The organism is Rufibacter hautae (genome assembly GCF_008271695.1).
Taxonomy (GTDB): Bacteria; Bacteroidota; Bacteroidia; order Cytophagales; family Hymenobacteraceae; genus Nibribacter; species Nibribacter hautae.
In genome coordinates this window covers 69,625-82,019 of record NZ_VKKY01000002.1, presented here as the reverse complement: position 1 = coordinate 82,019, position 12,395 = coordinate 69,625, and the positions used below count along the sequence as shown (strand labels likewise).

The following is a 12,395-nucleotide window of genomic DNA, read 5'->3' as shown; positions in this document are numbered from 1 at the left end:
AATTGGCTTAAAACCTACTCGGCTTACCCTCTAATGGAATGCAAAATTTTATACCGATAATTCAGGCCTCCTTTCAGAAAAATGGGCTTGAAACACCCGCTTTGGCTTTTCCCCCAGGAAATTTGGGCTGGGGTGACCCACCAAAAAGAGAAAGCGCTTACCTTTAGTGTGCCATCTTCTAAACCTGGCCCCACTGAATGCGAACGCCTAAACAACTTCTTTTCTGTGCTTTGCTCACGTTGAGCACCAGCGCCTTTGCCCAACAACTGCCCATGCCCCGCAACATCGCGGCTGCGTACCAGAAAGGCACCCGCAGCCTGGACGGTACGCCGGGTAAAAGCTACTGGCAGAACACCGCCGACTATACCATTAAGGTAGATTTTGACCCGTCTTCGCGGAAACTGGCCGGAACCGTGGACATCTCCTACACGAACAACAGCCCCGATACGCTCAAGCAGATCGTGTTCAAGCTGTACCCCAACTATTACCAGAGAGGAGCGCCCCGGGCCAATACCATCGATCCCGAGGACATTCACGAAGGCGTGCAGATTGAGCGCTTGCAGGTAAACCAGGAGCCCCAGAATGTGCAGAAACTGCGCATTGACGGCACCAACATGGTTCTGCCCATCAAGCCGTTGGCGCCTAAACAGAAGGCCAGTTTCTCCATTGCGTACCACTATACCCTCAACGCGGGCTCGCACATGCGCACCGGCCAGGTAGACCCGCAGGGCGCGGCCTTCGTGGCGTACTTCTTCCCGCGCATCGCGGTGTATGACGATGTGGACGGCTGGAACCGCATCCCGTACTTGGGTCCGGCTGAGTTCTACAACGATTTCTGCTCGTTCAATGCCGAGATCACGGTACCCAAAGACTTTGTGGTCTGGGCCACCGGTGACCTGAAAAACGCCGATGCCGTGCTCACGAAGAAGTACGCCAAGCGCCTGCAGGATGCCGAGCGGAAAGACGCCATCACCGCCGTCATCGAAAAGAATGACCTCCAGCGCCGCGACATCACTGCGCCCAATGCCCGCAACACCTGGAAGTTCACCGCTGATAACGTAGTGGATTTTGTGTTCGCCACCTCAGACCATTACCTCTGGAATTCCAGCAGCCTGGTAGTGGACCCCAAAACCAAACGCCGCACCCGCGTGGATGTGGCCTACAACCCAGAGCACCACGATTTTGAGGAGGTCATCCATTTCGCCCGCAAAACGGTGGAAAGCATGAGCTATACCTTCCCTAAGTGGCCTTTCCCCTACTCCCACGAAACCGTTTTTGATGGGTTGGACCAGATGGAATATCCTATGATGGTGAACGACAACCCCGTGAAAACCCGCGATGACGCCATCACCCTCACCGACCACGAGATCTTCCACACCATGTTCCCTTTCTACATGGGCACAAACGAAACCAAGTACGGCTGGATGGACGAAGGCTGGGCCACCATCGGCGAATGGATTATTTCCTCCATCATCGACCCTAAACTGGAAGACGATTACGGAGTGATGCCCTATGCTCAGATGGCCGCCACGGAGGCCGACATGCCCATCATGACGCTCACAAATCAGCAGAACGGCGCGCCTTTCTTCCTGAACTCCTACCCCAAACCGGCCTTGGGTTACCTGTATGTAAAACAGATGCTGGGCGACGAACTCTTCACCAAAGCCCTGCACCACTACATCTCGCAATGGAACGGCAAACATCCGCTGCCTTGGGATTTCTTTAACGCCATGAACGCCGGCGCGGGTCGCAACCTCAACTGGTTCTGGAAACGCTGGTTTTTTGACGAAGGCTACCCAGATCTAGCCATTGCCGGGGTGCAGCAGCAAGCCGGTCAGTACCAGGTCACCGTGCAGTCAAAAGGCACCAAGCCCGTACCTGTGGAATTGGTGGTCACGTACGCGGATAACAGCACGTCCAAAATCAGCCGCAACATTTCTGTCTGGGAAAGCGGCAACAGCACCGTGCAGGTAGATTTCAAACCCGCCAAAGCCGTGAAAAAACTGGAACTGAAAGGCACCTACGTCCCGGATTCTTACCCAAGGGACAATGTGTATGATGTGAAGTAAACCTTGGCACAAAACAGAAAGCCCTGGCAGGATTGAATTCAATCCCGCCGGGGCTTTCTGTTTTCAAGCTATTTTCCTGAAAAGGAAGTCTAAACGATTATCTGTCTTTTACCAACCGGTCTTTCTCTTGGTACAACTTCCACCAAGGCAGGTAAGGTTTGTCATGGTGCTCGTAATGGTACCCGAAAAAGTAGCAACTGATAAAGGCCCACAGGTGGTTACGACCCTGGGTAGAGGACTTGTGGCGGTTATCCGGCTCGTGCTCCCCACGGTGGGGCAGGTACGTCCCGAAGTAAAATAGCTGGAATGTGGCTAATATGGCGGGTACCATCCAGAACAGGATAATATTCTCCTTCGGGAACCAAAGTTGGAGCAGATTATAGGCCGCCCCCATCAAAATCATCTGGATTATGGTGATGTATTGCCGAGCAAAATTGAAGAACCACAGGAAGAAGTTTCCGCCGTGGTAATCTGGGTCTTGGTCGGTGGCGACGTGGCGGTGGTGCAGGTGGTGTTTGGGATACAGCCGGCCGTAGTAATTGAACGCGAACAGTCCGGCGGTGATGGTACCGATGATGGTGTTCAGTTTCTTATTTCCGGGAGCTACCACGCCGTGCATGGCGTCATGGGCCGTGATGAACAGACCCGTGTAGAGGTGGGTCATCACCAGCACGGCCAGGTAGGTCAAAGGCGACCAGAAACTCACCTGCCAGTGCAGCAGAAACCACAGCACGCTCCCCCAGGCCAGCAGAATAGCCGCCGCGATGATGATTCCGGTATGTTTCTGAAAAAATAGCCTCAAAACTGATAGTATTTGACTTCCTGACTTATACGTAACTCGTGTCCTCTCTGCCGATGATCCTGTTGATGTACCCGTTTGTAAACCTCGGAAGGCACTTCCATGTCAGGGAATCTAGCGGTAAAGGCAAGTTACAGGTTTGGTTTGTTTAACGGCTCATTTTAGCAAAAGAAGCCTAAAACAGATGCCGGGTGAGAAGAATTAGAACGTCACCAGGGCCTTGCGCACTTCTTCCATGAGCCACATGGGTGTGGACGTGGCGCCACAAACCCCGATGGTATCGCCGAGCTCAAACCAATCTGGGTTCAATTCTTCCACCTTTGATACGAAGAACGTGTTGGGATTGGTGTCTTTGCAGACCTGGTAGAGCACCCGGCCGTTGGAGGATTTGGTACCGGAGACAAAGATCACCTTGTCATACTGCTGGGCAAACCGGCGCAGTTCTTTGTCGCGGTTAGAGACCTGGCGGCAGATGGTGTCATTGGCGTCTACGGAGTAGCCCCGGGTTTCCAGCTCACTCTTGATACGGTAGAAGTTATCGGTGCTTTTGGTGGTTTGGCTGTAGAGGGTGATGTTCTGCGGCAGCTCGTGGCGCAGCAGTTCATCCAGGTTCTCAAAGACCACGGCCTCGTTGTTCGTCTGGCCCAGCAAGCCCAGCACTTCGGCGTGGCCGTGTTTGCCGTAGATGAAAATCTGGTCTTTCTTATCAAAGGAGTTCTTGATGCGGTTCTGCAGTTTAAGCACCACCGGGCAGGAAGCGTCTACCAACGTGAGGTTGTTCTGGAGCGCCAATTGGTAGGTAGAAGGCGGCTCGCCATGAGCCCTGATGAGCACGCATTCGTCCCGGAGGGTTCTTAGAATATCATAGTTGATGATCCGTAGGCCCTTTTGCTGCAATCGCTCCACCTCCACATCATTGTGTACGATGTCTCCCAGGCAATATAAGTAACCCTGTTCCTCCAGCAAGTCCTCGGCCATCTGAATGGCATAGATTACCCCAAAGCAAAAGCCTGAATTTGAATCAATATGTACCTGTAGCTGACGCATATACCCTAAACAGATTCTTCTTCGGTTTGTTTGCTCGTTTTTCCAGCTTTTACCTAAATTCTTTGGCAGGTTTTCCGCCCTCTAATGGCGCCTTATTTTCGATGATCAGGATGAAGACCGTTCTGTTTTATCAAATCAGATGGGTCTGATTGTTAGATTCTTCGTTGGTAAATGAACAGGTTCTGCAACAAATGAGCGCCTTGAAAGCGGATCGGTTTTGAAGTAAAATCGGGGTTTTCTCTGAAGAACCCCAATCAGCATGACAGCACGTAATTAGAAAATCTTCAGCCGACAGCAAATCCTTAGTGTGTATTTCAAAACTAGAAGTTACTAATTTACAATAGCTTCCAACTTGTACCTACGTATTTTATCTTTTGATAGACAAATTACTTTGTGGCGTCTTTTTGAAGAAATTATCAATCAATATAAAAGGCTTTCAGCAGTTCTGTTTTACCCCTAGATTTAAGAAATTACCTCTAAAACAGAAAACTCTTATAATTAAGGAGACCATCACCAAACTATACAACTCAGAAAACAGCTAAAGTCGCTCAAAACCTGCTTAAAGATTAAGTTTGGCCACCTGCTGCTCCTCTTGGTCTGTAAGAAGATCTTTGCGCAAGAGGTAATCCCGCATGATCTTGACGGTCTCAGTGGAAATACCGGATCTTGGGTGCTTGAGAATGGCCGACATGAAAATTCTTTTGTCTTCTTCCAGGTGGGCGCTCATGTTCAGGTACCTGGGAATGGAGTTCTCAATGGAGAACCGTAGAAAACGGACTTCGGGATCTTGGTTGTCAATGGCCACGGCGTCCTCAAAAAATTGGGAGGATTGCCGCAAGTATTTAATCTTGGCATAAGGGCTCCAGACGTGCTTGGCCATGATGGCGTGCGACACCGCCTTGTACCCAAGTTTCAGCGGATCTTTGCCTTGGTATTTGTTCATGAGGTTCACAAACTTCTGGGCAATCTCCTCGTCTTTGGCGGCCGTCTGGTAATAGTTTAGCAACGAGGCATGCGCGTACGGATCTGGTTTCTGCTGTTGGAAGACCAGAACAAAGAGAAGAAAAAGAAGCGTACTGAGTACTTGCATTAGATAGTATTAAGCTGGAACCTAATATACGAACTTAACAATAAAGCGAACTTCGTATTATCAGGCACTCTTACGCGTTCTGCCAAAATTTGGGCGGCAGGAAGCTGCTTAATTTTCTTGAAAAGCTTTAAATAGTAGATATAAGCCAGGTAAACACCTAGTTGCGCGCCCCGGGGAAGGGCCAGAATGCCCGCATAGGCATCGTCAAAGTCCTGTTGGATGTCCTGCTCAATCTCTTCCTTGTCTTTGTTACAGAACGACCGGAAATCCACTTTAGGGAAATACACCCGGCCCCGGTCCTGGTAATCGCTGCGGATGTCGCGCAGGAAATTCACCTTCTGGAAAGCCGCCCCTAAGGCACAGGCCGAGGCCTTGAGCCGGTCAAACATCTCACTGTCACCCTCGCAGAACACGCGCAGGCACATCAGGCCTACTACTTCAGCGGAGCCGTAGATGTAATCGTCGTATAAGTCACAGTCATACTTCTGGTCCGTGAGGTCCATTTCCATGGAGCGCAGAAAGGCGTCAATGAACTCAAGGTCTATTTTGTACTTGTTCACCACCATCTGGAAGGCGTGCAGCACCGGGTTTAGGCTGATTTTCTCCTCCAGCGCCTGGTACGTCTCCTGCTTGAACCGCTCCAGCAATCCGGCACGGTCATGAGAATGGAACGTGTCTACGATCTCATCGGCGAAGCGCACAAACCCATAGATGGCATAAATAGGATTATGGAAGCGCGGGTGCAGCGTTTTTATGCCCAACGTGAAGGACGTGCTGTAGCGCTGCGTGATGAGTTTGCTACATTCCAGCGTGGTGTTGTCAAAAAGGGTCATGGGCGCCGGGATCATCTTCATAGGGTTAAGGTGGTTTCCTGTGGGGCAAATTCTTTCATGACCTCGGCGGCCACCACTTGTCCTGAGATCAAGGACGGTGGTACGCCAGGGCCGGGAACGGTTAATTGCCCGGTGTAAAACAGGTTGCGTACTTTTTTGCTTTTGAGGCTGGGTTTGAGCACCGCCGTTTGCAGCAGCGTGTTGGCCAAGCCGTAAGCGTTGCCTTTGAAGGCGTGGTAATCCTTTATAAAATCTTTGTGGGCGTAACTCCGCTTATAGATTACGTGGCGCTTTACCTCCTGACCGGTGATCTGCTCCAAGCGGTTCATGACCAATTGGTAGTAATGCTCCCGCACCTCTTCTGTATCCTGCAAATCAGGGGCTACCGGAATCAGGATGAACAGGTTCTCTTTGCCTTCAGGCGCTACGGAAGGATCAGTTTTAGAGGGCATAGACACGTAGAAGAGCGGTTTTTTAGGCCAGGCCGGTTCGGTGTAAATCTCATGCGCGTGCGGCCCGAAATCCTCATCGAAGAACAGGTTGTGGTGTCTAAGGCCTTCTAGTTTCTTATCCACGCCCAGGTAGAATATAAGCGAAGAAGGTGCCATGACGCGGGTCTCCCAATATTTTGGGGTGTAACTGCGGGCCTCAGCCGGAAGCAGTTTAGTCTCCAGGTGGTGGTAATCAGAACCTCCAATCACCACGTCGGCCTCGTACGCGCCTTGGGAGGTAATCACTTTGGTGATAGTGCCGTTTTCCAGTTCCACCCTTTCCACCTCCTCCCCTAGCCTGATCTCCACGCCTTGCTCCTTCGCCAGCGCTACCATACCTTCCACAATCTTGTGCATGCCGCCCATGGGATACCAGGTGCCCAGCGCCATATCGGCGTAGTTCATGAGGCTGTACAGCGCAGGCGTATTTTGGGGCAGGGCCCCGAGGAACAGGATGGGAAACTCCATCAACTGGATGAGCCGCGGGTGCTTGAAGTACTTGCGCACATGCTTGTGCATGGACTGGAATACATCCAGGCGCAGCACATCCACCAGCAGCTTCACGTCCAGAAACTCGGTTAAGGACCGGCTGGGTTTGTAGACCAGGTTGTTGATGCCTACCTCATACTTGTAAGCAGCCTGTTTCAGGAAGGTCCGCAACTTCTGGGCCGAGCCGGGTTCCAAGGACTCAAAGAGCGCCTCCAGTTGGGGCATGCCCGCGGGCAACTCCATGGTATCCTGGGGGCCATACAAGACCTGGTAAGATGGGTCCAGGCGTTCCAGGTGGTAGTAGTCAGAAGTGGTTTTGCCGAACTTTTGGAAAAACTGCTCAAAAACATCGGGCATCCAGTACCAACTGGGGCCCATGTCAAAGGTGAAGCCCTGGGCCGAGAACACGCGGGCGCGCCCGCCGGCCACCTCGTTCTTCTCCAGCAAAGTAACCTCATATCCGGCTTGCGCCATACTGGCCGCCGCCGCCAGACCGGCAAAGCCGGCCCCAATGACAATTACTTTTTTCCGGGAGAGATCGTGCATGTTTGAAGCTTCAATATAGGGGAAAGCCTTAAATCCAGTACTTATACTGTAAAACCAGATTTATTGCTGAAACAAGTTACATTCTTTTTCGGGCATAATCCAGTTTTTCGTTTTTGATCAATCCTGGCGCGCCCGAAGGTACAGTTACATCAATCAGCGTAGGCGTACCCTTTCAGTTCTTGTTTGAGTTCTTTTCGGGCCAGGTGAATGCGGTTTTTGACGGTACCAATGGGCAGTTTGAGCTTCTCGGCTATCTCCAGATACTTATACCCCACATAATACATCATGAATGGGGTACGCAGCTCCTCGGGTAGCTGGTCAATGGCAGCATAGATGTCATTGAGCGCGAATTCACCAGTAGCCCGGTTCACGGCAATCATGCGGTCATCTGCCGGATGGGTCTGGATGTAGTCATTGGTGTCTACCGAGCTGGACCGTTTGGTGACCTTGTTGTAATGGTTGATGAAGGTGTTGCGCATGATGGTGTACAACCAGGCCTTCAGGTTGGTGCCGGGCTTAAACCTATCGCGGTTCACAAAGGCCTTCAGCAGGGTTTCCTGCACTAGATCCTTCGCATCATCACTATCACGGGTCAGGTTATACGCGGCGGGACGGAGAGTAGGAGCCATGCGCTCTACAACGGAAGTAAAATCTAGTGCAGTCATTTTGTTTAATGTTTTTAATCAAACGTTAAACAATAATACGAGAGTAAATGGATTAAAGCCAACCTTTGTGGAAGTATTTTCAAATTATTTTAAACCACCTAAATAGAACTTAGCTAAAAGCTAAGAACCCAAACAGGCAGCAGAATTGACATCCAATGAAGATGGAAGGCGGTTTACCTAGGTATAATTGTTCAGTTTATAGGCTTTTGTATTGCACAATGGCAATACATACTAAAAAGAATAGCCAACCGGATTTCACCCAAGACAAAAAAATTTCATCCTTCAGAATGGAAAATCAGGGACAAGACATGAGGGCTTTTCGCCTGTTTTGCCAAAAACAGCTTTAAAACAAGGGCAAGAGTTGTTGCAGCCGCTAAGGTTTGAAGCAGTTTGCTGGATAGAAAGGAGGAAACATTAAACAAACGGCTCCTTTTACCTGATGACGTCAGGCAGAAGCTTTAGGAATGGGATGGGAAGGACATGCCTGTGCAAGCCTAACTTCTTTCGTCAGGTCTGGTGCAGGTGAAACAGAGGAAGGGTATGTGAAGGTTAGTAAGATCAGGCGGGCACCATACTGTCCTGGGAGAGCCATCTCTCAAAACTTTCCAGCGTCTCAAAGTACGTTACCCTTTGGGGCAGATTTTCTTTAAACGGCTGTAAAATATATCCGCTCAACAGTAAGCGAACCGTGGGAAGTTGGTCCAGCATTTGATGCATGTAGGTTTCTACCTCATCTCTGATGGGCGCGGTGGTGTAAGCCGAGCAGATGTACTGCGGACTGAACTGTTGGGCGGCCACAATCAAGTCTTGCAAAGGCAAATGCTGCCCCAGGTACAACGTGCGGTACCCCATGGCCCTGAACTGGAAATGACTGTAGAGCAACGAGAGCTCGTGCAACTCACCCTCGGGGAGGTAAAGCAGGACTTTGGGTGCGTCGGAGGTATGGCTGAGCCGCTGCCCATCAATGGCCACCAGCATTTTCTGCCTAATAAGCTGACTGATGAAGTGCTCATGCGCGGGGGTAATGTTGCCCGTTTGCCACAGCAAGCCAATCTTGGTAAGAAACGGATAGATCACCTGCTTTACCGAGGCCGGGAAACCCAGTTGCAGCACCGCCCGGCTAAGCACCCGCTCAAAAAGCCCTTCGTCCAACTCCACCATGGCAATAATGAGTTGACTCATGAACTGATCCTGGCCCAGGTCTGCTTCGGTTACTTTGAGCACCTCGCTGGCTACCTGGTCCGGTGGAAGTTTGGCGATGCGCGAGATCTTGTACCCTTCCTGGTAAAGCAAGGCCACGTTGAGCAGGTTCTTCAGGTCAGTGTCATCGTAGTACCGGATATTGGTAGCCGTGCGCTTTGGCGCCAGCAGCTGGTAACGCTGCTCCCAAATACGGAGGGTATGGGCCTTAATGCCCGACAGATGCTCTAACTCTTTAATAGAGTAATTCGCCACAGGAGAGAGGTTAGAAACGGAACGGAAAGTTAACGCTTCCGGGCGATACGAAAGAATTTAGGATGGACCCAGAGCATGCCAAATGACTCTGAGTTGTCTTTGTCTTTGGCTTTGTGGTGCACTTTGTGCGCAATGTCCAGCGCCCTGAGATAGGTACTCTTTGTTTTCCCAAACAGCTTGAGCCGCCTATGGATAAACAAATCATGCACCAGGAAATAGGCCGCCCCATACAAGGAGATTCCTACCCCAATCCAGAACCGGTAGTCATGCTTCTCTGAGCCATAGATAAAGCACAGGATGGCAATGACGCCGTAGAACATAAACGAGACATCGTTCAGCTCAAACAGATGGTTGTGTTTGGTGTGGTGCGATTTGTGGATGCTCCACAGAAAGCCGTGCAAAATGTATTTGTGCACCGCCCACGCCACCAACTCCATCGTAACAAAGGTTCCTAAAACTATCGCCGCGTTCGTCAGCATACTCTCTCAACCAGCAGTTTGGTCAATTGTTTTAAATTTAGTTTAAAGGTAGTCAAAACGCCATTAGCCCCAGAAGAAAAAAGGGCCAGAAATAGAAGTCTGCTTCTTGTAAATTACCAGGTCATAGGTTGCTTGTCCAGAAACGCCTGGATGCCCAGCTGGCAATCTTCTGTGGCCCGCGCCAGGGCGTTGCGCTCTGCGGCGTATTCCAAGGCGTCTCGCAACGGGAGTTCCTGCACCCGGGCAATCATCTCCTTCGTGACTTCCATGGCTTGGCCCGAGTTCTGCACGCACAAACGCTGGGCCAAATCGCGCACGGCTTGGTCCAGTTCGTCTTCAGGCACCACCTCATTCACCAAACCGAAGGCCTTGGCTTTCTCCGCCGAGATTAAATCACCGGTCAGGAGCAACTCCTTGGAGCGGGCCTCCCCTATTTTCCTCAGCAGAAACACTTTGACAATGGCCGGCAGAAAACCGATCTTCACCTCGGTGTACCCAAACCGCGCGGAAGGCACGGTATAGGTGAAATCACAGACGGTGGCCAGACCGCAGCCGCTGGCAATCGCCGGTCCGCTCACCTGCGCGATGACCACTTTCTTCAAGGTATAGATCTGGTAGAAAAGCTGCATCAGGTGCGAAGAATCCTCCAGGTTTTCGGCGTAGGAGTTGTTCTTCAGTTGCTGCAGGTATTCCAGATCAGCGCCTGCGCAGAATGCCTGCCCCGTGGCCTTTAGAATGACCACTTTGCATTCGTCATCATTCTCGGCAGTGTCAAAGGCATGCTTCAACTCGGTTACCATCTGGTAATTGAGCGCATTACGTTTCTCGGGGCGGTTCAAGGTAATAGAAGCCACCCTGTCTGTGCAGTGGTAATTCACATATTGAAGCGCAAAAGTCTCCGGAGCGGGGGTATGCGATTGTCTCATATCTCTCTTTACGAACATTGGTTTGAAAGGTAAGAAAATATGCGCCCTACCTGATTGCCGGCCAACACCCATCAGGAATATACCCTTTGGGTTTGCGATTCCCCCTTGTGCAAGCGCTCTAAAACTAAGACGCCTTTTCTGGTGAATTCGCTGCTTAAGGTGCATAAAAAAGCCCGGTTTTTACAAGGACCGGGCTTTCTGATAATAATTCCACTACATGTTTCTGATGCCTTCCATCCAGGGAATCAGATCCTTGATCATGGGTTCCAGGCTGCTGCCGTGTCCACCGCCCGGAATGGTGATGAATTTGAGATCAGGTGCGTTCGCGGCTTTCATGGCATTGTAAGTAGAAACAGTGTTTGCGTACGGCACCATAATGTCGGCGGTGCCGTGGTAAAGGCGGGTGGGGCTTTTAGGCACCCAACCGGTGAGGCTGTTCTTTTTCAAAGCGTCCTTCAAGGCTTGTTCCCCGTTTCCGCGCAAAGCCGCCAAGAAAGCCGTGTTGAACAGTTTCGCTGGATCTTTGGCCAAAGCGCTGTTGATGGAAGAACTGGTTCTGGTCCCATCAATCAGTTCCTGGATACGCGTGGCGTAAGGCTCCTGGAAGAAATCGGTCAAAGGGCGGTTCCAGTTGTAGGTTTTGTTGTAGGCCTGCAGAATGAAAGCCAGGTTGGCCGGATACTCATAGGGTTTTCCGCTCAACACCATGCCCAACATATGCTCCAGGTCGTATCCGCCGGCGCCGGCGCCAGAAGCAGTTACCGTCAACCCGTGCTCCGGATGCTCTTCAATCTCTTTCTGGGTGGCCAGCGTCACGTAACCACCTTCTGAGTAACCCGCCAGAAACAACTGGTCAGAGGTCTTCACATTGTTTTTCTTGAAGAAGGATTTCCCTGCTTTGATCATGTCCACCACGGCGGTGCCGGAATGTTTCACGTCATAGTACGGGTGCAGGATCTGCTTTGAAGCACCGTAACCAATAAAGTCTGGAACCAGGGTGAGGTACCCGGCGGCGCCGAAGGGCTCAAAACCCGTCAAGGAAGTAATCTGGAAATTGCTTGGGGCATATTTCTGGTCAAAGGTAGTACCGTGGTGCGCACTCAAAATAGGCGCCGGCGCCGTCATGTTCAACGGAACCACCATCAACCCCGAGGCCTGGATTTCCTGCCCGTTGTATTGGGTGAGATAGATCAGGCGGTACACATCCACGTCATATTTGATGAGGGTAGCCAGTTCTGACCGACCGTTGGAGACCGCGATCTCTTTCAGGCCGGCAGCCGGAATAGTGGTCAGCTTCTCCGCCGAAACCAGCAAATCCTTTTCGGCTTGCAGCACCGGCGGCTGCTCCATCACCTCGGTTTCCTTGCAGGAAGAAAACCAAGAGGTCATGGCCAAAAGGGCAGATATAATGATCGTTTTCAAAGTCTTTCTTAGTTAAGTTTGGGTATGATTTATAAAGGATGAGGGCTTGCCTAAAGTTCCTTTCCCCGATATCGTTTTAGGCCT

The 12,395-nt window shown here is 51.1% G+C and carries 11 protein-coding genes; 1 reads left to right on the top strand and 10 read right to left on the bottom strand.

Annotation, left to right across the window (positions count from 1 at the left end):
* The first annotated feature begins 197 nt into the window (after positions 1-197).
* Positions 198-2,069, top strand: coding sequence for a M1 family metallopeptidase (locus tag FOA19_RS09475; RefSeq protein ID WP_149090601.1), 1,872 nt, complete (start codon positions 198-200; stop codon positions 2,067-2,069).
* A 97-nt stretch (positions 2,070-2,166) separates the two neighbouring features.
* On the opposite strand, the gene FOA19_RS09470 is transcribed toward FOA19_RS09475, so the two are convergent.
* The 10 genes from FOA19_RS09470 to FOA19_RS09425 form a co-directional block, all read right to left on the bottom strand.
* The gene (locus tag FOA19_RS09470) at positions 2,167-2,871 is read right to left on the bottom strand and encodes a fatty acid desaturase (protein ID WP_149090600.1); all 705 of its coding nucleotides are present in this window, start codon (positions 2,869-2,871) and stop codon (positions 2,167-2,169) included.
* Between the two features lie 198 nt (positions 2,872-3,069).
* A complete protein-coding gene (locus tag FOA19_RS09465) occupies positions 3,070-3,915 on the bottom strand; it encodes a 4-hydroxy-3-methylbut-2-enyl diphosphate reductase (RefSeq protein WP_149090599.1) in 846 nt (281 codons plus the stop codon).
* A gap of 559 nt (positions 3,916-4,474) precedes the next feature.
* Positions 4,475-5,005, bottom strand: a complete 531-nt coding sequence (locus FOA19_RS09460; RefSeq protein ID WP_149090598.1) for a hypothetical protein — start codon at positions 5,003-5,005, stop codon at positions 4,475-4,477.
* Positions 5,005-5,859 (bottom strand): phytoene/squalene synthase family protein, encoded by an 855-nt coding sequence (locus tag FOA19_RS09455; protein WP_394344092.1) that lies wholly within the window; start codon positions 5,857-5,859, stop codon positions 5,005-5,007. The genes FOA19_RS09460 and FOA19_RS09455 overlap by 1 nt, the downstream gene beginning before the upstream one ends.
* Positions 5,856-7,364, bottom strand: coding sequence for a phytoene desaturase family protein (locus FOA19_RS09450; protein WP_149090597.1), 1,509 nt, complete (start codon positions 7,362-7,364; stop codon positions 5,856-5,858). Before FOA19_RS09450 ends, FOA19_RS09455 begins: the two co-directional genes overlap by 4 nt.
* Before the next feature lie 149 nt (positions 7,365-7,513).
* Positions 7,514-8,029: an RNA polymerase sigma factor gene (locus FOA19_RS09445; RefSeq protein ID WP_149090596.1), complete on the bottom strand. Its 516-nt coding sequence runs from the start codon at positions 8,027-8,029 to the stop codon at positions 7,514-7,516.
* A 558-nt stretch (positions 8,030-8,587) separates the two neighbouring features.
* Positions 8,588-9,484 (bottom strand): MerR family transcriptional regulator, encoded by an 897-nt coding sequence (locus FOA19_RS09440; protein ID WP_149090595.1) that lies wholly within the window; start codon positions 9,482-9,484, stop codon positions 8,588-8,590.
* Between the two features lie 29 nt (positions 9,485-9,513).
* Positions 9,514-9,963 (bottom strand): sterol desaturase family protein, encoded by a 450-nt coding sequence (locus FOA19_RS09435; protein ID WP_149090594.1) that lies wholly within the window; start codon positions 9,961-9,963, stop codon positions 9,514-9,516.
* Positions 9,964-10,076: 113 nt separating this feature from the next.
* Positions 10,077-10,907 carry an enoyl-CoA hydratase/isomerase family protein gene (locus tag FOA19_RS09430; protein WP_223808817.1) on the bottom strand — a complete coding sequence of 277 codons (831 nt, stop codon included), beginning with the start codon at positions 10,905-10,907 and terminating at the stop codon, positions 10,077-10,079.
* 195 nt (positions 10,908-11,102) lie between these two features.
* A complete protein-coding gene (locus FOA19_RS09425) occupies positions 11,103-12,311 on the bottom strand; it encodes an alpha/beta hydrolase family protein (RefSeq protein WP_223808816.1) in 1,209 nt (402 codons plus the stop codon).
* Between the last annotated feature and the right edge of the window lie 84 nt (positions 12,312-12,395).